The sequence below is a fragment of the Streptomyces sp. NPDC094032 genome (assembly GCF_040303965.1).
GTDB lineage: Bacteria > Actinomycetota > Actinomycetes > Streptomycetales > Streptomycetaceae > Streptomyces.
Genome location: NZ_JBEOUE010000007.1, coordinates 277,580 through 300,275 on the forward strand (window position 1 = coordinate 277,580; position 22,696 = coordinate 300,275).

Below are 22,696 nucleotides of genomic sequence, written 5' to 3' on the forward strand. Positions count from 1 at the left end.
GCGCTTTCGCGAACCCTCAGGACGGTCCCCCGTGTCGCAGACACAGCACGCCCCCACGCCCGTTTCCGGCTCCCCCACCGCGGCCGATCTGCTGGACTTCGTCCGGCGCACGGCCGCCGACGACGCACTGATCGCCTCGCTGCCCCTGGACCCGGAGGGCCGCACCTGGGTGCGGCTCGACGGGCCCGGCGGGAGCGAGGCCTGGCTCATCGGCTGGCCGCCCGGGACGGGCACCGGCTGGCACGACCACGCCGAGTCGCTGGGCGCCTTCGCCACCGCGCGGGGGGCCCTGAAGGAGAACTCCCTGGCGGTACGGCTGCCGGCCGGCGGCTGGAAGAACCTGGAGCTGGCCGACGGGGTGGACCGCCGCCGTGAACTCCCGGCGGGACGGGGCCGCGCCTTCGGCCGCCACCATGTGCACGAGGTCCTCAACGAGTCCGGCACCGAGCACGCGGTCTCGGTGCACGCCTACTATCCGCCGCTCCCGCTGATCCGGCGCTTCAGCCGGTCGGGCCCGGTGCTCCGTCTTGAGCAGGTCGAGCGTCCGGAGGACTGGCAGTGAGCGAGGAGACGACCGGCGGGACGGCCGGCGAGCGCGTCGGCATCGACGAACTCCTTGAGCGGGTACGGGCGGGCCTCGACCGCATCGAGGCGCGGACGGCCTACGAGGCGTACGAGGCGGATGACGCGCTCCTGGTCGACACCCGCTACGCGGCGCTGCGCGAGCGGGACGGCCTGATCCCGGGCGCGCTGATCGTGGAGCGCAACGAGCTGGAGTGGCGGCTCGACCCGCTGGGCAGCCATCGCGCGCCCCAGGCGTACAGCCACGATCTGCGCGTGGTGGTCTTCTGCAACGAGGGCTACGCCTCGTCGCTGGCCGCCGAGTCCCTGCGCCGGCTGGGCCTGCACCGGGCGACGGACGTCATCGGCGGCTTCCAGGCGTGGAAGGCGGCGGGCCTGCCGGTCCTGCTGCCGGCGACGGGGTCGCCCCCGAGCCGCTGAGGGCGCCGGGCCCTGGCCCTGGCCCTAGAAGGGCTCGTCCAGGCCGTCGGTGTCCTCGCCCTCCTCCTCCAGAGCCCTGCGGACCACCCGCAGGGCCATGCCCTCCGGGTAGCCCTTGCGGGCCAGCATCCCGGCGAGGCGGCGCAGCCTCCGGTCGCGCTCCAGGCCCCGGGTGGCCCGCAGCTTGCGGTCGACGAGCTCGCGGGCCCGGGCCTCCTCCTGGTCGGAGTCGAGCCGGTCGACGGCCTCCTGGATGAGCGAGGCCTCGACGCCCTTGGTCCGCAGCTCGCGGGCGAGCGCCCGGCGGGCGAGGCCCCGGCCGTGGTGCCGGGACTCGACCCAGGCCCCGGCGAAGGCGGCGTCGTCGATGAGTCCGACGTCCTCGAAGCGGGAGAGGACCTCCTCGGCGACCTCGTCAGGGATCTCCCGCTTGCGCAGGGCGTCGGCGAGCTGCTTGCGCGTGCGGGGGGTCCCGGTGAGCAGGCGCAGGCAGATCGCCCGCGCCCGCTCAGCCGGGTCCTGGGACGACAGCTCCTTCTCGGCCCTCGACGAGGGGGAGCTGTCGTCCGGCCATTCGGTGCGGCCGGTCACCGGTTCAGCTCTTGGCCGTGGTGGCCTTGGTCACCTTGGCGGCCTTGCTCGGTGCCGGGACGGACTTGGCGTCGGCGGAGTCCGCCGCGCCCGCCGCGTCCGGGCCGCTCGCGGCGTCCGCGCCCGGCTCGGCCGAGGGCTCCTGCGGCCGCACGCCGACGCCCAGCTTCTCCTTGATCTTCTTCTCGATCTCGTTGGCGAGGTCGGGGTTGTCCTTCAGGAAGTTACGGGCGTTCTCCTTGCCCTGGCCCAGCTGGTCGCCCTCGTACGTGTACCAGGCGCCGGCCTTGCGGACGAAGCCGTGCTCCACGCCCATGTCGATCAGGCCGCCCTCGCGGCTGATGCCCTGGCCGTAGAGGATGTCGAACTCGGCCTGCTTGAAGGGGGGCGCGACCTTGTTCTTGACGACCTTGACGCGGGTGCGGTTGCCCACCGCGTCCGTGCCGTCCTTGAGGGTCTCGATGCGGCGGATGTCGAGCCGCACGGAGGCGTAGAACTTCAGGGCGCGGCCACCGGTCGTGGTCTCCGGCGAGCCGAACATCACGCCGATCTTCTCGCGGAGCTGGTTGATGAAGATCGCGGTGGTCTTGGACTGGTTGAGCGCGCTGGTGATCTTCCGCAGGGCCTGGCTCATCAGGCGGGCCTGCAGACCCACGTGCGAGTCGCCCATCTCGCCCTCGATCTCCGCGCGCGGGACGAGCGCGGCGACGGAGTCGATGACGATCAGGTCGAGGGCACCGGAGCGGACCAGCATGTCGACGATCTCAAGGGCCTGCTCACCGTTGTCCGGCTGGGACAGGATGAGGTTGTCGATGTCGACGCCCAGCTTCTTGGCGTACTCGGGGTCGAGGGCGTGCTCGGCGTCCACGAAGGCGACCTGGCCGCCGGCCTTCTGCGCGTTGGCGACGGCGTGCAGGGTCAGGGTCGTCTTGCCGGAGGACTCCGGTCCGTAGACCTCGACGACACGGCCACGCGGCAGGCCACCGACGCCGAGCGCGACGTCCAGGGCGGTCGAACCGGTCGGGATGACCTCGATCGGCTCCCTCGAGCGCTCGCCCATGCGCATCACGGCACCCTTGCCGAATTGCCGTTCAATCTGTGCGAGTGCGGCGTCGAGCGCCTTCTCGCGGTCGGTTCCTGCCATGGGTTCCACCCGGTTTGCTTGAGTCGATCGCTTCATGTGAAAGACGCTAACCCCTGCCACTGACAATGGGCCCCGGCGTCCCTTCCAGCCTGTGGACAACTCGGCGAGAACCCCGTGATTCCAAGGCCGTGACCTTCATGAGAATGGATGTTCGATTTTGATGTCAAGCGCACCACGCCGGGGCCGCGAGGGCTAGCCGCGGCCGGAGTCCACCGGCTCCTTCTTGTGGTGGAGGGCCTTCTGGAGGCGGGCGACGACAGCCTCGCCGTAGCGCCGGTGGCCGTGCACCCGGGGGTCGTCCGTCACGTCGTACCGCTTCACGTACGCGCCCAGGAAGGCCTGGAGCGTGGCGACGGCGGGGATGGCGATCAGGGCGCCGACCGCGCCGAGGAGCGCGGTGCCCGCGATCACCGAGCCGAAGGCCACCGCCGGGTGGATGTCCACCGTCTTGGAGGTCAGCTTCGGCTGCAGCATGTAGTTCTCGAACTGCTGGTAGACCACGACGAACACCAGCACCCACAGCGCGTACCAGGGGTCGACGGTGAACGCGATCAGCATCGGCAGCGCGCCCGCCAGGTAGGTGCCGATGGTCGGGATGAACTGCGAGACCAGACCGACCCAGACGGCGAGCGCCGGCGCGTACGGCACACCCAGGATCTCGAAGAGCACGAAGTGCGCCACCCCGGAGATCAGCGCCATCAGGCCGCGCGAGTAGAGGTAGCCGCCCGTCTTGTCGACGGCGATCTCCCAGGCTCGCAGCACCTCGGTCTGGCGGGCCGGGGGCAGCACGGAGCACAGCGCCCGGCGCAGCCGGGGCCCGTCGGCCGCGAAGTAGAACGAGAACAGGAAGATCGTCAGGAGCTTGAACAGACCGCCGAGCAGGGTGGCGGAGACGTCCAGGACGCCGGAGGCGCTGTTCTGCACGTACTTCTGGAGCCAGCCGGAGCGCAGCACGCTGTCCTGCACCTCGACCCGGGACAGCTCGGTGTGGAAGTGCTGGTTGGTCCAGTTGATCAGGGAGTCGAGGTACTTGGGGAAGTTCTCGACCATGTCGACGATCTGCCCGGCGAGCATCGAGCCGAGCAGGACGACGAAGCCGACGCTCGCGACGAGGACGCCGAAGAAGACGATGAAGGTGGCGAGTCCCCTGCGCATGCCGCGCGCCGCCATGCGCCCCACGGCCGGCTCGATGGCGAGCGCCAGGAAGAAGGCGAGCAGGATGTTGACGAGCAGGCCGACCAGCTGGTGGAAGGCCCAGCTGCCGAGCTGGAAGCAGGCGTAGAGGGCGAGGGCGAGCACCAGGGCGCGTGGCAGCCAGCGCGGCATCCTCGCGCCGGGCGCCGCGGCGGGCGCCGGGGCGCCCTCGGCAGGGGTGCCGTGGGTGCCGACGGTATCGGCACGGTCATCACGGTCATCACGGTTCTCGTCGTTCGCGTCGTCGGTGGCCACCCCGCCAGTCTCGCGCACTGTCCGGACATTCCGGCCAGGGGTCGTCACATCATCGTTTCTCGGCCGGTACGCCGACGGCCGAGCAGACCGCGCGCCACACGTCCTTGGCCTCCCAGCCCGCGTCCAGCGCCTCGCGCACGGTACGGCCGCCGAGCTCGGCCATCACATGGTCCTTCGCGAAGCTCTCGGCATAGCCCGTACCGAAGTGGTCGGCCATCCGCTCCCAGAAAATCGTCAACCGCATGAGCCCAGTATCGCGCTCTCAAGGGTGCAGCCCGGGCCGAAGCCCTTGTCAGACGCCGTTCGCGCCCTACGGTCGGAACATGGCCGGATACCCTCCAGAGAACGCCTCCCCCCTCGCTCGGGCCGAGCACTTCGTCTGGCTGACCGCCCGCGTGCTCGAACAGCGCCGGTTCGCCTACCACTTCCTGCGCGGCGGCGCCGACCCGGTCGAGGCCGCGCTCACCGCCTATCTCAACGAGGACGGCGGCTACGGCCACGCCCTCGAACCCGACCTGCGCGGCCCGGTCAGCCAACCGCTGCACACCGCCCACGCGCTACGGGTGCTCGACTCGATCGGCCGCTGCGGCGGGCTGCGCGTCGAGCGGATCTGCCGCTATCTGACCGAGGTGTCGACGCACCAGGGCGCCCTGCCCGCGATCCACCCCTCGCAGCGCGGCTACCCCGCGGCCCCGTTCGTACCCGTCGTCGACGCGCCGCCCGGCGCGCTGCTCTCCACCGGCCCCGTGGTCGGACTGCTCCACCGCAACCAGGTCTGGCACGCCTGGCTGTTCCGGGCCACCGAGTTCTGCTGGTCCGCCGTCGAGTCGCTGGAGAAGTCGCATCCGTACGAGGTCCAGGCGGCCGTCGCCTTCCTCGACGGGGTCCCGGACCGCTCCCGGGCCCAGGCGGCGAGCGACCGGCTGGGGCGCCTGGTGCGCGAGCAGCGGCTCGCGGTCCTCGACCCGGACCGGCCGGAGGACTTCCCGGTGGCGGACGGGTACGCGCCTGGAGAGCACCACTATCCGTACGACTACGCGCGCGTCCCGGACTCGCTGGCCCGCCGCTGGTTCACGGACGAGGAGATGTCCCGCTCCCTGGACCGGCTCGCGGCGAGCCAGGAGGAGGACGGCGGCTGGCCGATCAACTGGCGGCAGTGGGCGCCGGGCACCGCCCTGGAATGGCGTCCGATCGTGACGGTGGAGGCGCTGCGGACGCTGCGGGCGCACGGCCGGGCGATCTGACCTCGCGGGCGCAGGGTTCCCTCGCGGGCGCCGGGTTCAGCCGCCCAGCGCCCGCACCCCGGCGGTGACGAGCACCGCCGCGCCGACGATCACCAGGAAGGGCGCGCGCAGCACCAGGGCGAGCGCCGCCGCCGCGAGGCCCGCGGCCCGGGCGTCCAGCGTGAGGGCGCCCTGGCTGCTGAAGGTCTGCTGGGCGGTGAGCGCCGCGAGCAGGGCCACCGGCACGAGGGCCGAGAGGCGCTGGACGAGCGGGCGTTCCAGGGTGTCGGCCGGCACGAGCAGGCCGAGCAGTTTGACCAGGTAGCACCCGGCCGCGGTCAGGCCGATGGCGAGCCAGACGTTCATCGGGTCTCCTTCCCGCCCGCGCGGCGGCCCTGGAACCAGAGCACGGCGGGCGCGGCGAGCGCGGCGGCCAGGACCGGGACACCGGCCGGCAGGACCGGCAGCAGCCCGAGGCCGAGCAGGACGGCGAGGGCCGCGGTGGCGCGTTCGGTGGCCGACTTCAGCATGGGCGCGAGCAGAGCGAGGAAGACGGCGGGCCCGGCGGCGTCCAGGCCCCACGCGCCGGTGTCGCCGATGGCCTCCGCGCCGAGCGCGCCCAGCAGCGTGGTGAGGTTCCACAGCACGTACAGGGTCAGTCCGGTGACGGTGAAGCCGATCCGCGCGGCCCGCCGGTCCGGCTGGGCGAGGGCGACGGCGGTGGTCTCGTCGATCACCCACTGCGCGGCGAACGGCCGGGCGGCCCGCCGCAGCGCGAGGAGCCGGCTGAGCCGGAGGCCGTAGAACGCGTTGCGGGTGCCGAGGAAGAAGGCCCCGGCGGCGGCCGTGAACGGGTTCCCGCCCGCCGCGAGCGCGCCCACCAGGGCGAACTGCGAGGCGCCGGTGAAGACCAGCAGGCTGAGCGCGCAGGTCTGGAGCAGGCTCAGGCCCGATCCGGCCGAGGTCACGCCGAAGGCGAAGCCGGAGAGACCGACGGCGATCCCGACCCCGAGCGCGTCGCGGACGACGGCCGCGTCGCTCTTGGGGGGTGCCGTCTCGTCGCGTATGTCCGGGGGTGCTGTCTGTTCTGCCACGTCAGGGACGGTACGGGCGGGGGCGGGGGCGCGTCTTGTACGTTCTTGCGGCGCCGCGCGGGCGGGCGCCTGCCGGGCAGCGCCCTCGCTCTCCCGCTACCGCGTCCCCCGCGCGCGCTGGTACGCGCCCGGGGGCACGCCCACGCTGCGGGTGAAGTGCCGGTTGAGGTGGGGCTGGTCCGTGAAGCCGACGGCGACGGCGGCCTGCGCCGGGGGCGTGCCCGCGTCCAGGAGGCGCCGGGCCCGCCGGACGCGCGCGTCGGTCAGCCAGGTGTGCGGCGGCATGCCGTAGGCGCCCCGGAAGGCCCTGAGCAGCGCGAAGGGGCTGGTGCCGAGCTCGGCAGCGAGCTGTTCCAGGGTCGGCGGATCGGCCATCCGCTCCTCCAGGACGGCCCGTGCGCGGGCCGCGTCGCGCGCTCCGGCGGCGCGGGGGGCCAGCGGCGGGACGCGGCCGCCGTGGCTGCGCAGCATCCGCGCGGTGACCAGCCGCAGCAGGCTGTCGGCGGCGAGCGCGTTGCCCTCCTCGGCGGCCCGGTGCACCCCGACGACGAGCCGCGCCGCGTACGGATCGTCGACGACCGGCGCCACGAAGCCGACGGAGCCCCGGACGGCGAGGATGTCGGCGGCGATGGCGGCGACCAGCTCGGCGTCCGGGTAGATCGTGCGGTAGGTCCAGCCCTCGGGCACCCCCGCGTGCCCGGTGTGCGGGGTGTCGGGGTTGACCAGGGCGATCTGGCCGGGCCCTGCCCGCACGAGGTCGCTGCCGTAGTGGAAGGCCTCGACGCCCTCGGTGATCGCGGCGAAGACGAAGCTCTCGTGGGTGTGCCGGGAGAACTCCTTGCGGACGTAGTGGGCGTGCAGCAGGTCCACGCCCGGCAGCCCGGCCGGACGCCAGTACCGCGCCCGCTCGCCGCGTGCGACCCGCTCGCCCGGAGCCCCGTGTTCCCGGGCCGCGCGCCCGTGCCCCGCGTCGCCGCTCGCCATGCCCCCATTCTGCGCCACCGCGCCGACCCGCCACGAACCGGTTTCCCCAGGTCCGGGCGGTTGTCAGTGGCGGGGTGCACGATGGGTGGCATGGTCAGGTCCGCGCTCGACTCGTTCTCCCCCGCGACCCGTAGCTGGTTCACCGGGGCCTTCACCGCGCCCACGGCGGCGCAGGAGGGCGCCTGGCAGGCCATCGGCGCGGGCTCGGACGTGCTCGTCGTCGCCCCGACCGGTTCCGGCAAGACCCTCGCCGCCTTCCTCGCCTCGCTCGACCGGCTGGCCGCCACGCCCCCGCCGGCCGACGCCAAGAAGCGCTGCCGGGTGCTGTACGTGTCTCCGCTGAAGGCGCTCGCCGTCGATGTCGAGCGCAATCTGCGCTCGCCGCTGACCGGCATCCGCCAGGAGTCGGTGCGGCTCGGTCTGCCCGAGCCGGACGTGAAGGTCGGCATCCGCTCCGGCGACACCCCGCCCGCCGAGCGGCGCGCCCTCGCGACCCGGCCGCCGGACATCCTGATCACCACCCCCGAGTCGCTGTTCCTGATGCTGACCTCGGCCACCCGCGACGCGCTCGCGGGCATCGAGACGGTCATCCTGGACGAGGTCCACGCGGTCGCCGGGACCAAGCGCGGCGCGCATCTGGCGCTCTCCCTGGAGCGTCTCGACGAGCTGCTGCCCCGGCCGGCCCGCCGGATCGGCCTGTCGGCGACGGTCCGGCCGGTGGAGGAGGTGGCGCGCTATCTCTCGCCGCAGCGGAGGGTCGAGATCGTCCAGCCTCCCTCCGGCAAGGAGTTCGACCTGTCCGTGGTCGTGCCCGTCGAGGACATGGGCGAGCTGGGCGGCTCCCCGGCCTCCGACGCCTCCGGCGGGGCGGAGGGCGGCGACCGGCCGTCGATCTGGCCGCATGTGGAGGAGCGGATCGCCGACCTGGTGCAGGCGCACCGCTCGACCATCGTCTTCGCCAACTCCCGGCGCCTGGCCGAGCGCCTGTGCAACCGGCTCAACGAGATCGCGTACGAGCGGGCCACCGGCGAGGCCCTGCCCGACGGGAGGCCGCCCGCCGAGATCATGGCCCAGTCGGGGGCGGCGCAGGGCGCCCCGCCGCTGCTGGCCCGCGCCCACCACGGCTCGGTCTCCAAGGAGCAGCGGGCCCAGGTCGAGGAGGACCTGAAGGCGGGCCGGCTGCCGGCCGTGGTGGCCACGTCCAGCCTGGAGCTGGGCATCGACATGGGCGCGGTCGACCTGGTGGTCCAGGTCGAGTCGCCGCCCTCGGTGGCCTCCGGGCTCCAGCGCGTGGGCCGCGCGGGGCACCAGGTGGGGGCGGTGTCGACCGGCGTGGTCTTCCCGAAGTACCGGGGCGACCTGGTCCAGTCGGCCGTGGTGACCGAGCGGATGCGCAGCGGCTCCATCGAGTCGCTGCGGGTCCCGGCCAATCCCCTGGACGTGCTGGCCCAGCAGCTGGTGGCGACGGTCGCGCTGGACAGCTGGCAGGTGGACGACCTGCTGGCGCTGGTGCGCCGGGCGGCGCCGTTCGCCTCGCTGCCGGAGTCGGCGTTCACGGCGGTCCTGGACATGCTGGCAGGACGCTATCCCTCGGACGCCTTCGCGGAGCTGCGCCCGCGCGTGGTGTGGGACCGGGTCGCGGGCACGGTCACGGGCCGCCCCGGCGCCCAGCGGCTCGCCGTCACCTCCGGCGGCACGATCCCCGACCGGGGCCTGTTCGGGGTCTTCCTGGCGGGCGCCGACCCCAAGAAGGGCGGCGGCCGGGTCGGGGAGCTCGACGAGGAGATGGTGTACGAGTCGCGGGTCGGCGACGTCTTCACGCTGGGCACGACGTCCTGGCGCATCGAGGACATCACCCGCGACCGGGTCCTGGTCTCGCCCGCGCCGGGCGTCCCGGGCCGGCTGCCGTTCTGGAAGGGCGACCAGCTGGGCCGCCCGCTGGAGCTGGGCCGCGCGGTGGGCGCGTTCCTGCGCGAGGTGGGCGCCCTGAAGCCGGACGACGCCCGGCTGCGGCTGGTCGCGGCCGGTCTCGACGCCTGGGCGGCGGACAACGTGCTCGCGTATCTCGGCGAGCAGCGCGAGGCCTGCGGCCATGTGCCGGACGACCGGACCATCCTGGTGGAGCGCTTCCGGGACGAGCTCGGCGACTGGCGGGTCGTCATCCACTCCCCCTTCGGGGCGCAGGTGCACGCCCCGTGGGCGCTGGCCCTCGGCGCCCGGCTCGCCGAGCGGTACGGGATGGACGCCCAGGTGATGCACGCCGACGACGGCATCGTGCTGCGCCTGCCGGACGCCGATCTGATGGGCCTGGATCTCCTCGACGGCGCAGACGGCGCAGACGGCTCAGTCGGCGCCCCCGGCGGCGCGACCGGCTCCGTGGACCCGGGCCGGTTCGGCGACACGGCGTTCGACGCCGATCAGGCGCCCGTCGGCGCGGCCGACGCCGTCTTCGACAAGGGCGAGATCGGGCAGATCGTCACCGACCAGGTGGGCGGCTCGGCCCTGTTCGCCTCCCGGTTCCGCGAGTGCGCGGCGCGCGCCCTGCTGCTGCCCAAGCGCAATCCGGGCAAGCGCACCCCGCTGTGGCAGCAGCGCCAGCGGGCGGCGCAGCTCCTCCAGGTGGCGAGCGAGTTCGGCTCGTTCCCGATCGTCCTGGAGGCGGTCCGCGAGTGCCTCCAGGACGTCTTCGACGTGCCGGGCCTGACCGAGCTGATGGGGGACATCGAGGCCCGGCGGGTCCGCCTGGTCGAGGTCACCACCCCCGAGCCGTCCCCGTTCGCCCGCTCGCTGCTCTTCGGCTACGTCGCCCAGTTCCTGTACGAGGGCGACTCGCCGCTCGCCGAGCGGCGGGCGGCCGCCCTGTCGCTGGACTCCCGGCTGCTCGCCGAGCTCCTCGGGCAGGCGGAGCTGCGGGAGCTGCTCGACGCCGACGTGCTCACCGAGCTGGAGCGCGAGCTCCAGTGGCTCACGGAGGACCGGCGGATCAAGGACGTGGAGGGCGTCGCCGACCTGCTCCGGGTCCTGGGGCCGCTCACCGACACGGAGCTGGCCGAGCGGGGCGCCCACGCCGACTGGGCGGCGGAGCTCGGCCGGGCCCGCCGCGCGATCCGGGTCCGGATCGCCGGGGCCGAGCACTGGGCGGCGATCGAGGACGCGGGCCGGCTGCGGGACGCGCTGGGCACGGCGCTGCCGGTCGGCGTGCCCGAGGCGTTCACGGAGCCCGTGAAGGACCCGCTGGGCGACCTGCTCGCCCGCCACGCCCGCACCCACGGCCCGTTCACCTCCTCGCAGGCCGCCGCCCGCTTCGGCCTGGGCACGGCGGTCACCGACGGCGCCCTCCAGCGCCTCGCGGCGGCCGGCCGGGTCGTCCAGGGCGAGTTCCACCCCTCGGGCATCGGCCAGGAGTGGTGCGACGCGGCCGTGCTGCGCCGCCTGCGCCGCCGCTCCCTCGCCGCCCTGCGCCACGAGCTGGAGCCGGTCCCCCCGGCCGCCCTCGCCACGTTCCTGCCCCAGTGGCAGCACCTGGGGAGCAACAGCCTGCGCGGGATCGACGGGCTGGCCCGGGCGATCGAGCAGCTCCAGGGCGCGCCGGTGCCGGCCTCGGCCCTGGAGAAGCTGATCCTGCCGTCCCGGGTGCGGGACTACTCCCCGGCGCTCCTCGACGAGCTCACGACGACCGGCGAGGTGGTCTGGGCGGGCGCGGGGGCGCTGCCCGGCAAGGACGGCTGGATCTCGCTCTACCTCGCGGACGCGGCGCCGCTGCTCCTGCCGCCGCCGCACCCGCTGGAGCCGACCGCCCTCCACGAGTCCGTCCTCACCGTGCTCTCCGGCGGGTACGGGCTGTTCTTCCGCCAGATCGCCGACCAGGTGCGGGCGACCACCCACCCGGACGCGACCGATCCCCAGCTGGCCGACGCCCTGTGGGAGCTGGCCTGGTCGGGGCGGCTCACCAACGACACCCTGGCCCCGCTGCGCTCCCTGCTCGGCTCGGGCCGCACGGCCGGTTCCACGGCGCACCGCGCCCGGCGCACGGTCCCGCGCGGCCGGTACGGGACGCTCAGCGCGGCCGCCCGCCCCGCCTCCCGCACCGGGCCGCCGACGGTCAGCGGCCGCTGGTCGCTGCTGCCGCCGCAGGAGCCCGAGCCGACCCACCGGGCGCACGCCCTGGCCCGCACGCTCCTGGACCGGCACGGGGTGGTCACCCGGGGCGCGGTGGCGGCCGAGGGCGTCGAGGGCGGCTTCTCGGCGACGTATCGGATCCTGTCCGCCTTCGAGGACAGCGGCCAGGCCCGCCGCGGCTATGTGGTGGAGGGTCTGGGCGCGGCCCAGTTCGCCATGGACGGCGCCGTCGACCGGCTGCGCGCGGCGGCCAACGCCCGCGACCGGGGTGCCGAGGAGGGCGCGGGACCCCGGGCGGTGGTCCTGGCGGCGGCCGACCCGGCGAACGCGTACGGGGCGGCCCTGTCCTGGCCCGAGCCGCCGACGGACGCCGGTCACAAGCCGGGCCGGAAGGCGGGGGCGATGGTCGTCCTGGTCGACGGCGAGCTGACGCTCTACATGGAGCGGGGCGGCAAGACCCTGCTGTCCTGGCCGACGGACCCGGACTCCCCCGTGCTGCGGGCGGCGGCGGAGGCTCTGGCGGCCGCTGCCCTGGCGGGCTCGCTGGGCACGGTGACGGTCGAGCGGATCAACGGCGGCACGGCGCTGACCTCCCCGCTGTCCCGTCCCCTGGAGGCGGCGGGCTTCCACGCCACCCCCAGGGGCCTGCGGCTGCGCGCCTGACCGAGGAGAGACCCCATGCCCGAAGGAGACACGGTCTGGTTCGTCGCCCACCGCCTGGACACGGCGCTCGCCGGGCGGGTGCTCACGCGGTCGGACCTGCGCGTGCCCCGCTTCGCGACCGCCGACCTCACGGGGCGGCGGGTCCTCGACGTCACCCCGCGCGGCAAGCATCTGCTCGCCCGGATCGAGGGCGGGCTCACGCTCCACTCCCATCTGCGGATGGACGGGGCGTGGCGGGTGTACGCCACCGGGGAGCGCCCGCGCGGGGGCCCGGAGCACCAGATCCGGGCCGTCCTCGGCAACGCGGAGTTCACCGCGTACGGCTACCGCCTCCCGGTCCTTGAGCTGATCCGTACCGCCGAGGAGGAACGGGCCGTCGGCCACCTCGGCCCGGATCTGCTCGGCCCCGACTGGGATCCGGCGGAGGCCGTGCGCCGCCTGGCCACGGACCCCGCCCGCCCCCTGGGCGAGGCCCTGCTGGACCAGCGGAATCTCGCGGGGATCGGCAATGTCTACAAGTCGGAGCTGGCCTTCCTCGCCCGCGTCACGCCCTGGCTGCCGGTCGGCGACCTGGCGCCGGGTGTGCCGGAGCGCCTGGTGGCCACCGCCCACCGGCTCCTGGAGGAGAACAAGGACCGTCCCGACCGCCGCACGACCACGACCCGCCGGCCCGCCGAGCGGCTCCATGTCTACGGCCGCGAGGGCCGCGCCTGCCTGCGCTGCGGCACCCCGGTCCGCAAGAGGGAGCTCGACGACCGTGTGACGTACTGGTGCCCCGGCTGCCAGGAGGGCCCTCAGCGGGACCCCTGACGCCTCCCCGACGAAACCTCCCCCACCAATTGACGGACCGTCAGATCCGGTCGTACGGTCCGGACATGGTCCTCACCGCGTACGACCTCACCGGCCGCACGGCCTTCGTCACCGGAGCGGCGAGCGGCATCGGCCGCGCGACCGCGCAGCTCCTCGCCGAGGCGGGGGCGACCGTCCACTGCGCGGACCGCGACGAGCACGGCCTGAAGGAGACCGCCGACCGGATCGCCCGCCAGGGCGGCACCGCGCACGTCCACGCCCTGGACGTCACCGACCGCGCGGCCCTCGCGGCGGCGGTCCGCGCGGCGGGCCCGCTCCACGTCATGGCGGCGGTCGCCGGGATCATGCACACGAGCACGGTCCTGGAGACCCGCGAGGAGGACCTCGACCGGGTCCTCGCGGTGAACTTCAAGGGCGTGCTGCACGCCTGTCAGGAAGCGGCCGGCGCCATGATCGAGCACGGCGTCCCCGGCTCCATCGTGACCATGGCCTCCGGCGCGATGGACACCGCGAGCCCGGGTCTGCTCTGCTACAGCGTCGCCAAGGCGGCCGTGGTGCAGCTGACCAAGACGCTGGCCGCCGAGGTCGGCCGGCACGGCATCCGGGTCAACGCCGTCGCCCCGGGCTGGATCCGCACCCCCATGACGGTCCGGCACGAGCCCGCCGCCCAGGAGCAGGCCGAGGCGATGATGGTCCGCGTCTCCCCGCTCGGCCGGGTCGGCGAGCCCGAGGACATCGCCCACGCGGTCCTCCACCTCGCCTGCGACGCCTCCTCCTTCACGACGGGCCAGATCCTGCGCCCCAACGGCGGCGTGACGATGCCCTGGTGACACGCGGCGCCCCCGGCGCCTCGCGCTCGCACGCGCCAGAGGCCGCGACCCCCGCCCCACGGGCGGACGACGCTACTTCCCGGACGTCCCCGAACGCGCCCCGCGTCGTCTCGAAGAGGCGGCCACGTGCACCGGCAGCAGGCTCAGCCCCCACCCGCCCGCGGCCACCGCCCCCTCGACCGGGCCCGTCTCCCCCGGCGCCAGCAGCAGGCGCAGCACCGCCCACCACCAGAACCCGCCGGCCACCAGTCCGACCGCGACCAGCGCGAGCGTCACCAGCGGAACCCGTCGCCGTACCATGGCCGCCTCCTCCGGTCGACGCTAGTGCGGCAGGATCACCCGGCGGGAGGGCGCACCGGAGGCAGACCGGGCGCACGGGACGAGTGGAGCGCGCCGTATCGCGGGGGCGAAGGGCATGGGGGTCTCCCGCCTGTCGTACGTCCCCCCTGCCGTGCACCCCCACCATGGCACGCCCCACCGGGACCCGGCATCTCAGGACGGCACGCGAAGAGCCCCGGTCGGCACCCTGGAAAGGGGGCCGGCCGGGGCTCGGTCGCACTTCGCCGAAGCAGCTTCGGTTCAGGCGGCGACGACGTTCACCGCTTCCGCGGGTGCCTTGATGGTCACCCGCTCGGTGGACACGCCGGTCACCGACGTCACCGACACCGAATTGAGCATCGGGCGTACCGGCGCCGGCACCGGGTCGCTCGCCGCTGCCGACTCGGCCAGTTCGGCCAGCGACAGCTCGTCGCTCACTTCACGCATGAGCTCGGACATCCGTACGTCCAGCGCGTCGCAGATCGCGGAGAGCAGCTCGGAGGAAGCCTCCTTCTGCCCCCGCTCCACCTCGGAGAGATAGCCGAGTGAGACTCGGGCGGACGAGGAGACTTCGCGCAGAGTACGGCCCTGGCGCTGGCGCTGCCGACGCAGCACGTCACCCAACAGGCGACGGAGCAGAATCATCGGTGGCTCCCTCCTCGGACCGCGTAGCCGCATCCTTCACGCCCCACCGTACCGCCTCGCGCCGCGGCCGTGCGGGGAGCGATGTCGTGTTCACTCATGGCTGCAAACATCAATCTCCCCCGTTCTGTTCCGTATCCTGTGCCCGCGCATTTTCCGGGTGTTCTCCGCCGAGCAGCTCCCGGAGCAATTCGAGCACGCTCCGCACGCTCTCTCTACGGATTTCCGCGCGGTCGCCGTTCAATCGCAACGAGGCCACCTTCCCCGCCCCGCAGCGCTCCCCCGGGGGCCCGGCGACGGCCACGTAGACCGTCCCCACGGGCTGTCCGTCCTGCGGATCGGGCCCCGCGACCCCGGTCGTCGCGATGCCCCAGTCGGCCCCGAGCCGGGCCCGCACACCCGCCGCCATCTGCAGCGCGACCTCCGGGTCGACCGCGCCGCGCTCCGCCAGAAGGGTCCGGTCGACCCCGAGCAGCTGCTCCTTGAGCGGCGTCGCGTAGGCCGTGACGGAGCCGCGGAAGGACTTCGAGGCCCCGGGGACCCCGGTGAGCTCCGCGGCCACCAGACCGCCCGTGAGGGACTCCGCGGCGGCCAGCGTGTGGCCTCGTTCCGCGAGCAGCTCCAGCACCCGGGCGGCTTCGTTCATCGTCCGTCCGCCTCCGCGGCGGCCGCGGCGCGCTCCGCCGCGAGCCCCCTGCGGCGCAGGACGACCGCCTGCCGTACGTAGTCCAGACCGGTGACGACCGTCAGCACGACGGCCACCGCCATCACCCAGAAGCGCAAGGTGGCGAGTGGACCGGTGAGCATCAGCACGTACATGCCGACCGCCGTGCCCTGCGCGAGGGTCTTCATCTTGCCGCCGCGGCTGGCCGGGATGACCCCGTGCCGGATCACCCAGAACCGCATCAGCGTGATCCCGAGCTCACGGGCGAGGATCACGCCCGTGACCCACCACGGCAGGTCTCCGAGGTACGACAGGGAGATCAGACCCGCCGCCATGATCGCCTTGTCGGCGATCGGGTCGGCGATCTTCCCGAAGTCCGTGACCAGGTTGTACGTCCGCGCCAGATGCCCGTCGAAGACATCGGTGATCATGGCGACGGCGAACGCCGCCCACGCCCAGGCGCGCCAGGCGGGGTCGTGCCCGCCGTCCTGGAAGAGCAGCACCACGAAGCCGGGCACGAGCACGAGCCGGACCATGGTGAGGATGTTCGCGATGTTCCACAGGCTGGCCTGGTTGACGGCCGTAGCGCCCAGCTTGCCGCGGGGCGCCGGCGTACCGGACCCGCCCGTCGCGGATGCCGGGACTCCGGTCATCTGCCCGCCTCCTCGGCTCCGGGGGCCTGGACGGCGCCCAGAACGTCGCAGCACTCGGCCACCAGGTCGACGCCCTCGGTGTCGACGACCTTGGCCCTGACCATACGGCCCGGGGCCAGGTCGAGGCCCTCGGCCGAGTCCGCCGGGAGGAGCACCTGGCCGTCGGTCTCGGGCGCCTGGTGCGCGGCGCGGCCGATCCAGCCGTCCGCCTCCTCGTCGAAGGACTCGACCAGTACTTCCAGGGTCTCGCCGATCCGCTCCTCCGCGCGCTGGGCGGTGAGCTCCTCGGCGAGCCGGGACAGGTGCGCGAGGCGCGCGTCGACCACGTCCTGGTCCAGCTTGTGCTCGTACGTGGCGGCCTCGGTGCCGTCCTCGTCCGAGTAGCCGAAGACGCCGATGGCGTCGAGGCGGGCGTGCGTGACGAAGCGTTCCAGCTCGGCGAAGTCCGCCTCGGTCTCGCCGGGGAAGCCGACGATGAAGTTGGAGCGGGCACCGGCGGTCGGCGCCTTGGAGCGGATGGTCTCCAGGAGCTCCAGGAAGCGGTCGGTGTCGCCGAAGCGGCGCATCGCCCGCAGCACGTCGGGCGCGCTGTGCTGGAAGGACAGGTCGAAGTACGGGACGACCTTGTCGGTCGAGGTGAGCACGTCGATCAGGCCGGGGCGCATCTCGGCGGGCTGGAGGTAGCTGACCCGGACGCGCTCGATGCCGTCGACGGCGGCCAGCTCGGGCAGCAGGCTCTCCAGGAGCCGGATGTCGCCGAGGTCCTTGCCGTACGAGGTGTTGTTCTCGGAGACCAGCATGACCTCCTTCACACCCTGCTCGGCGAGCCAGCGCGTCTCGTTCAGCACGTCCGAGGGACGGCGCGAGACGAAGGAGCCGCGGAAGGACGGGATGGCGCAGAAGGAGCAGCGGCGGTCGCAGCCGGAGGCCAGCTTCACAGACGCGACCGGGCTCTTGTCCAGACGGCGCCGGAGCGGGGCACGCGGCCCGGAGGCGGGCGCCAGGCCGTCGGGGAGGTCGGTCGGCACGTTCTCCGGCGCGGCGGGCGCCTCGGGCGCCTCAGGGGCCGCGGAGGCCCCGTGGCCGGGCAGGGCCACCGACGCGGCGGCCTGCTGGCGCTCCACCGGGGACAGCGGCAGCAGGCTGCGCCGGTCACGCGGGGTGTGCGCCTCGACACTGCCACCGCTGAGGATGGTCTGGAGGCGGTTGGAGATGTCGGCGTAGTCGTCGAAGCCGAGCACGCCGTCGGCCTCGGGCAGCGCGTCGGCGAGCTCCTTGCCGTAGCGCTCGGCCATACAGCCGACGGCGACCACGGCCTGGGTACGGCCGTGGTCCTTCAGATCATTGGCTTCGAGAAGGGCGTCGACGGAGTCCTTCTTGGCGGCTTCGACGAACCCACAGGTGTTGACGACGGCGACGTCTGCGTCCTCGGCGGATTCGACGAGCTCCCAGCCGTCCGCTGCCAAGCGGCCTGCGAGCTCCTCCGAGTCCACCTCGTTACGGGCGCATCCGAGAGTGACAAGGGCGACGGTACGGCGTTCGGGCATGGACTCAAGACTACTTCGTCCCGGCCGTACCTCCGTCGCGCAGGGTTCACCCACGTCACACCCGTCACCGGGATCAGCCGGCCTCGGGGTCTCCCTTGGTGTACGACAGGCGCTCGACCTGGCCGGACTCGAAGGTGTCCTGGACCTTCTTGCCGTTGACGTAGAGCTCGATCGGCCCGGCGTTGCCGAGGATGAGATCGACGCGCTCGTCGTCCTGGAAGGTCTTGGACTCGCCCGCGAGGAGCAGTCCGTCGAAGAGCAGCTTGCCGTCGTGCGCCTTGGCCGAGATCCAGCTCTTGTCGTCGACCGCGGTGAGCTTCACGGTGACCTTGTCCTGCGGGACCGCCGCGATGGCGCTCTCGGTGGGCGCGGGCTTGGGAGCGGCCGGCTTGACCGGCTTGGGCTTGACGCTGGCGCTCCCCTTGGGCGCCGGGGCGGGGCCCTCCGCGACCGCGCCGTTGCCGCGCACGTCGTTCCCGTTGAACATCGTGAAGCCGACGAAGCCGACGACGGCCACGATCGCCGCGACCATGGCGGCGGTCCAGTTGGGGCGGCGCGGCTCGGGCCGGATGCGCTCCGCCTCGAAGAGCGGCGCCGCCGGGGTCGGCGCGGGGCGGCCGCCGTGCTCGGCGTCGTACCGCTCGATCAGCGGGGCCGGATCGAGCCCCACGGCGCGCGCGAGCGTACGGATGTGCCCGCGCGCGTAGACGTCGCCGCCGCAGCGCGAGAAGTCGTCCTCCTCGATCGCGTGCACGATGGGGACGCGCACCCGGGTGGAGGCGCTGACCTCTTCGACGGTGAGCCCGGCGGCGACACGGGCCTGCTGGAGGGCACGACCGATCGAATCCCGGTCATCTGCCGGGAAGTTCCGGTCGTCCTCGGGGGATTCGGGGGAGTTGCCGATGGACACGAGAGCGCCTTTCGAGCGTGTAGCCACCTGCTGGACGTTCAGTCTATGGGTGGTACGAAAGGGTGGGGCAACCGGGCGGGCGTCGTTTGTACGCCATGAGGCTGGGACATCGTCCTGTCCCTCCCTCCAACTTGACGTACGCCCACGGGAAACGGTTGCCCCCGTTCCCTTACGAGTGAGTCTCGGCCCGGTCTCGTTACGGCGGCCCCGGCCGCCGCCCCGGTCAGCCGTCGGACTCCCCGCGGATCACCGCCAGCACCCCGTCCAGCTCGTCCGGCTTGACGAGCACGTCCCGCGCCTTCGACCCCTCACTCGGTCCGACGATGTTGCGCGACTCCATCAGGTCCATCAGCCGGCCGGCCTTCGCGAAGCCCACCCGCAGCTTGCGCTGGAGCATCGAGGTCGAGCCGAACTGGGTCGAGACGACCAGCTCGGCGGCCTGGCACAGCAGGTCGAGGTCGTCGCCGATCTCCTCGTCGATCTCCTTCTTCTGCTTGGTCCCGACGGTGACGTCCTCCCGGAAGACGGGCGCCATCTGGTCCTTGCAGTGCTGGACGACGGTGGCGACCTCCGCCTCGGTGACGAAGGCGCCCTGCATACGGGTCGGCTTGTTCGCGCCCATCGGCAGGAACAGGCCGTCGCCCTTGCCGATCAGCTTCTCGGCGCCCGGCTGGTCGAGGATGACGCGGCTGTCGGCGAGCGAGGAGGTGGCGAAGGCGAGCCGGGAGGGCACGTTCGCCTTGATCAGACCGGTGACGACGTCCACGGAGGGCCGCTGGGTGGCGAGCACCAGATGGATTCCGGCCGCGCGGGCCAGCTGGGTGATGCGGACGATCGCGTCCTCGACGTCCCGGGGCGCGACCATCATCAGGTCGGCGAGCTCGTCGACGATCACCAGGAGGTACGGGTAGGTCTTCAGCTCCCGCTCGCTGCCCGGCGGCAGCTTGACCTTGCCGTCCCGGATCGCCTGGTTGAAGTCGTCGATGTGCCGGAAGCCGAACGCGGCCAGGTCGTCGTAGCGCAGGTCCATCTCGCGCACCACCCACTGGAGGGCCTCGGCGGCCCGCTTCGGGTTGGTGATGATCGGCGTGATCAGGTGCGGGATGCCCTCGTACGCGGTGAGCTCGACCCGCTTCGGGTCGACCAGCACCATCCGGACGTCCTCCGGGGTCGCCCTTATCATCACGGAGGTGATCAGGCAGTTGATGCACGAGGACTTGCCGGAGCCGGTGGCGCCCGCGACCAGGATGTGCGGCATCTTCGCCAGGTTGGCCATCACGTAGCCGCCCTCGACGTCCTTGCCGAGCGCCACCAGCATCGGGTGGTCGTCCTCCGCCGCCTCGGCGAGCCGCAGCACGTCGCCGAGGTTGACCATCTCGCGGTCGGTGTTGGGGATCTCGATGCCGACGGCGGACTTGCCGGGGATCGGCGAGATGATCCGCACGTCCGGGCTGGCCACGGCGTACGCGATGTTCTTGGTGAGCGCGGTGATCTTCTCGACCTTGACCGCCGGGCCGAGCTCCACCTCGTACCGGGTGACCGTCGGGCCCCGGGTGAAGCCCGTGACGGCCGCGTCGACCTTGAACTCCGCGAAGACGTTGGTGAGCGACTCGACGACCAGGTCGTTGGCGGCGCTGCGGGTCTTGCCGGGGCCGCCGCGCTCCAGGAGGTCCATCGACGGCAGGGAGTACGTGATGTCGCCGGACAGCTGGAGCTGCTCGGCCCGCGCCGGCAGGTCGGTCGGCTCGGGGGCGGGCTTCGTGAGGTCGGGCACTCCCCCGCGGGACCGGTCCCTCGCGCCCTTGGCGCCCCGCGCGGTCGGCACGGGAGCCGCGGGTGCCTCAACGGCGTCCGCCGCGGCCGCGGCGACGGCGGCGGCCCGCTCGGCGGTCAGGTCCCGGGTCAGGTCGGCGACCAGCGGGGACGGCGGCATGCCGTTGAGGACGGCGCCGTCCAGGGCGGCTGCCGCCGCGGCGGCGACGTCGACGGGGTCGAGCCCGCCGGTGTCGAAGGCGGACGCGGGCGGGGTACGGCGCCGGCCGCGCCGCTCCAGGGCCGCGGCCTCCGCCCGGTCGGTCCCGTCGGGGGCGTAGCCCGCCCCCGGGGCGCGGCGGCGGACCGGCCGCGGGGCCGCCTCACGCCACTCGTCCCCGTAGGCGTCGCGATCGGCCTCGTACGCGGTCTCGTACTCGTCCTCGTACTCCGCCTCGACGATGCCGAGCCGGGCGCCGAGGGCGCGCAGCCGCTGCGGGATGGCGTTGACGGGGGTGGCGGTGACGACGAGCAGCCCGAAGAGGGTGAGCAGCACCAGCATCGGCACCGCGAGGACCTCGCCCATCATGAAGACGAGCGGCTTGGAGGCGGCCCAGCCGATCAGCCCGCCGGCGTCCTGCATGGCCTTGGTGCCGTCACCGCGGCCGGGCGAGCCGCACGCGATGTGCACCTGCCCGAGCACGCCGATGACGAGCGCCGACAGACCGATCGCGATCCGCCCGTTCGCCTCGGGCTTCTCCGGGTGCAGGATCAGCCGTACGCCGATCGCACCGAGCAGCAGCGGGACCAGCAGGTCGAGCCGCCCGAAGGCGCCGGTGACCAGCATCTCGACCAGATCGCCGACCGGGCCGCGCAGATTGGACCAGGTCCCGGCGGCGACGATCAGGGCGACCCCGAGCAGCAGCAGCGCCAGGCCGTCCTTCCGGTGCGCCGGATCGAGCCCCTTGGCACCGCGCCCCATGCCCCGGAACATCGCGCCCACGCCGTGCGCCAGACCGAGCCAGAGGCCGCGCACGAGCCGGTAGAGACCGCCGGTCGGGGACGGCGCCGGGCGCGGCGCGGCCTTCTTCGCGGCGGTCTTGCGCGCGGGCGCGCGCTTGGCGGGCGCGGCCTTCTTGGCCGGCGCCTTCTTCACGGGGGGCTTGGCGGGCGGCTTGGCGGGCACCGCCTTCTTCGCGGTGCCGGTCGTACGGCCGGCGCGTGGCTTTGCGGTGCCCGCCGTGCCCTGGGAACCCTTGCCGGACGTACGTGAGGCCATGATGCTGAGGTTACCGGTGTACGCCGCCGGGGAAACAGCTCACCCGTTCGTGTCGCCCTTGCGAGGGCGTGAAACTGACGCCCGCTCACGGCGGGCGTCCGGTGGATGACGGCGGGTCAGCTCTGCGCGGGCAGGGTCGGCGCGCCGCCCGTGCCCGGCTCCAGCGCGTCGAGGGCGCGGCGCAGTCCGGTCAGCTTGCGCTCCAGATGGGCGGCGGTGGCGACGGCGGCCGCGTCGGCCGAGTCGTCGTCGAGCTGCTTGGAGAGCGCCTCGGCCTGCTCCTCGACCGCGGCGAGGCGGGCGGAGAGCTCGGCGAGCAGTCCCGCGGACTCCTTGGCGTGCCCGTTGTGGCCGCCGCCCTCCAGCTGGAGGCGCAGCAGCGCCGCCTGCTCGCGGAGCTGACAGTTCTTCATGTACAGCTCGACGAACACGGAGACCTTGGCCCGCAGCACCCACGGGTCGAACGGCTTGGAGATGTAGTCGACCGCGCCCGCCGCGTATCCCCGGAAGGTGTGGTGGGGGCCGTGGTTGATGGCGGTGAGGAAGATGATCGGGATGTCCCGGGTCCGCTCGCGCCGCTTGATGTGCGCCGCCGTCTCGAACCCGTCCATGCCGGGCATCTGTACGTCCAGCAGAATGACCGCGAAGTCGTCGGTCAGCAGCGCCTTGAGCGCTTCCTCCCCGGACGATGCCCGCACCAGCGTCTGATCGAGCGCCGAGAGAATGGCCTCCAGCGCCAGCAGATTCTCCGGCCGGTCATCGACCAGGAGGATCTTGGCCTTCTGCACCATGCCCCGTCCTCCTCGCCCCGGCACGTGTTCGCTCCGGCTCCGCGAGCCGGAGGAAGCACCGGGCGCCGCCCCAGAAGACGACTCCCATGCGCCGTCCATCCTTGTGCCGGTCATCGTAGCCGCACCCCGCCCGTCGCCACACCCTGTCACCGCATTGTCACGGAGCACGCGCCCCGTGCCCGTACGTCGAACGCGGTGGGAGACCAGAAGGTTCCCCGTCCTCGGGCCTCT

At 73.4% G+C, this 22,696-nt stretch carries 21 protein-coding genes; 6 read left to right on the plus strand and 15 right to left on the minus strand.

Going from position 1 to position 22,696, the window contains the following annotated elements; all coding sequences use genetic code 11:
• The first annotated feature begins 31 nt into the window (after positions 1-31).
• Both ABTZ54_RS13660 and ABTZ54_RS13665 read left to right on the plus strand, forming a co-directional pair.
• The gene (locus ABTZ54_RS13660; RefSeq protein WP_351661562.1) at positions 32-562 is read left to right on the plus strand and encodes a cupin domain-containing protein; all 531 of its coding nucleotides are present in this window, start codon (positions 32-34) and stop codon (positions 560-562) included.
• Positions 559-1,002: a rhodanese-like domain-containing protein gene (locus tag ABTZ54_RS13665; RefSeq protein WP_502997243.1), complete on the plus strand. Its 444-nt coding sequence runs from the start codon at positions 559-561 to the stop codon at positions 1,000-1,002. Before ABTZ54_RS13660 ends, ABTZ54_RS13665 begins: the two co-directional genes overlap by 4 nt.
• Positions 1,003-1,026: 24 nt before the next feature.
• Here ABTZ54_RS13665 and recX read toward each other — a convergent pair whose 3' ends face one another.
• From recX to ABTZ54_RS13685, 4 genes are all read right to left on the minus strand, one after another.
• A complete protein-coding gene (gene recX, locus ABTZ54_RS13670; protein WP_351661564.1) occupies positions 1,027-1,593 on the minus strand; it encodes a recombination regulator RecX in 567 nt (188 codons plus the stop codon).
• Positions 1,594-1,597: 4 nt separating this feature from the next.
• Positions 1,598-2,737 (minus strand): recombinase RecA, encoded by a 1,140-nt coding sequence (gene recA / locus ABTZ54_RS13675; RefSeq protein WP_351661567.1) that lies wholly within the window; start codon positions 2,735-2,737, stop codon positions 1,598-1,600.
• A 192-nt stretch (positions 2,738-2,929) separates the two neighbouring features.
• Complete coding sequence (locus ABTZ54_RS13680) at positions 2,930-4,186, minus strand: AI-2E family transporter (protein WP_351661570.1); 1,257 nt, start codon at positions 4,184-4,186, stop codon at positions 2,930-2,932.
• Between the two features lie 49 nt (positions 4,187-4,235).
• Complete coding sequence (locus tag ABTZ54_RS13685) at positions 4,236-4,430, minus strand: DUF3046 domain-containing protein (protein ID WP_351661572.1); 195 nt, start codon at positions 4,428-4,430, stop codon at positions 4,236-4,238.
• Between the two features lie 79 nt (positions 4,431-4,509).
• Between ABTZ54_RS13685 and ABTZ54_RS13690 the strand changes: the two genes are divergently transcribed.
• On the plus strand, positions 4,510-5,430 hold the full coding sequence (locus ABTZ54_RS13690) for a hypothetical protein (RefSeq protein WP_351661575.1): 921 nt from the start codon (positions 4,510-4,512) through the stop codon (positions 5,428-5,430).
• Between the two features lie 36 nt (positions 5,431-5,466).
• Here ABTZ54_RS13690 and ABTZ54_RS13695 read toward each other — a convergent pair whose 3' ends face one another.
• From ABTZ54_RS13695 to ABTZ54_RS13705, 3 genes are all read right to left on the minus strand, one after another.
• Positions 5,467-5,775, minus strand: coding sequence for an AzlD domain-containing protein (locus ABTZ54_RS13695; RefSeq protein WP_351661578.1), 309 nt, complete (start codon positions 5,773-5,775; stop codon positions 5,467-5,469).
• Entirely contained in the window at positions 5,772-6,503 is a 732-nt protein-coding gene (locus ABTZ54_RS13700) for an AzlC family ABC transporter permease (RefSeq protein WP_351661580.1), read from the minus strand. The genes ABTZ54_RS13695 and ABTZ54_RS13700 overlap by 4 nt, the downstream gene beginning before the upstream one ends.
• Positions 6,504-6,599: 96 nt before the next feature.
• A complete protein-coding gene (locus tag ABTZ54_RS13705) occupies positions 6,600-7,487 on the minus strand; it encodes an AraC family transcriptional regulator (protein ID WP_351661583.1) in 888 nt (295 codons plus the stop codon).
• Positions 7,488-7,577: 90 nt separating this feature from the next.
• Between ABTZ54_RS13705 and ABTZ54_RS13710 the strand changes: the two genes are divergently transcribed.
• The 3 genes from ABTZ54_RS13710 (at position 7,578) to ABTZ54_RS13720 (ending at position 13,909) form a co-directional block, all read left to right on the plus strand.
• Entirely contained in the window at positions 7,578-12,269 is a 4,692-nt protein-coding gene (locus ABTZ54_RS13710; protein ID WP_351661586.1) for an Lhr family ATP-dependent helicase, read from the plus strand.
• A 15-nt stretch (positions 12,270-12,284) separates the two neighbouring features.
• Positions 12,285-13,079, plus strand: coding sequence for an Fpg/Nei family DNA glycosylase (locus tag ABTZ54_RS13715; protein ID WP_351661589.1), 795 nt, complete (start codon positions 12,285-12,287; stop codon positions 13,077-13,079).
• A gap of 65 nt (positions 13,080-13,144) precedes the next feature.
• Entirely contained in the window at positions 13,145-13,909 is a 765-nt protein-coding gene (locus ABTZ54_RS13720; RefSeq protein WP_351661592.1) for an SDR family NAD(P)-dependent oxidoreductase, read from the plus strand.
• A 72-nt stretch (positions 13,910-13,981) separates the two neighbouring features.
• On the opposite strand, the gene ABTZ54_RS13725 is transcribed toward ABTZ54_RS13720, so the two are convergent.
• The 8 genes from ABTZ54_RS13725 to ABTZ54_RS13760 all read right to left on the minus strand — a co-directional run bounded on the left by ABTZ54_RS13725 (position 13,982) and on the right by ABTZ54_RS13760 (position 22,465).
• Entirely contained in the window at positions 13,982-14,209 is a 228-nt protein-coding gene (locus tag ABTZ54_RS13725; protein ID WP_351661595.1) for a hypothetical protein, read from the minus strand.
• 279 nt (positions 14,210-14,488) lie between these two features.
• Positions 14,489-14,872 (minus strand): helix-turn-helix domain-containing protein, encoded by a 384-nt coding sequence (locus ABTZ54_RS13730; protein ID WP_351661598.1) that lies wholly within the window; start codon positions 14,870-14,872, stop codon positions 14,489-14,491.
• Positions 14,873-14,981: 109 nt separating this feature from the next.
• The gene (locus ABTZ54_RS13735) at positions 14,982-15,515 is read right to left on the minus strand and encodes a CinA family protein (RefSeq protein ID WP_351661601.1); all 534 of its coding nucleotides are present in this window, start codon (positions 15,513-15,515) and stop codon (positions 14,982-14,984) included.
• The gene (pgsA, locus tag ABTZ54_RS13740; RefSeq protein ID WP_351661604.1) at positions 15,512-16,186 is read right to left on the minus strand and encodes a CDP-diacylglycerol--glycerol-3-phosphate 3-phosphatidyltransferase; all 675 of its coding nucleotides are present in this window, start codon (positions 16,184-16,186) and stop codon (positions 15,512-15,514) included. Before pgsA ends, ABTZ54_RS13735 begins: the two co-directional genes overlap by 4 nt.
• A complete protein-coding gene (gene rimO, locus ABTZ54_RS13745; protein WP_351661607.1) occupies positions 16,183-17,733 on the minus strand; it encodes a 30S ribosomal protein S12 methylthiotransferase RimO in 1,551 nt (516 codons plus the stop codon). Before rimO ends, pgsA begins: the two co-directional genes overlap by 4 nt.
• A 73-nt stretch (positions 17,734-17,806) precedes the next feature.
• Positions 17,807-18,643, minus strand: coding sequence for a helix-turn-helix domain-containing protein (locus ABTZ54_RS13750; RefSeq protein WP_351661610.1), 837 nt, complete (start codon positions 18,641-18,643; stop codon positions 17,807-17,809).
• 223 nt (positions 18,644-18,866) lie between these two features.
• On the minus strand, positions 18,867-21,674 hold the full coding sequence (locus ABTZ54_RS13755) for a DNA translocase FtsK (RefSeq protein ID WP_351661613.1): 2,808 nt from the start codon (positions 21,672-21,674) through the stop codon (positions 18,867-18,869).
• 116 nt (positions 21,675-21,790) lie between these two features.
• The gene (locus tag ABTZ54_RS13760; RefSeq protein WP_351661616.1) at positions 21,791-22,465 is read right to left on the minus strand and encodes a response regulator; all 675 of its coding nucleotides are present in this window, start codon (positions 22,463-22,465) and stop codon (positions 21,791-21,793) included.
• Positions 22,466-22,696: the final 231 nt, after the last annotated feature.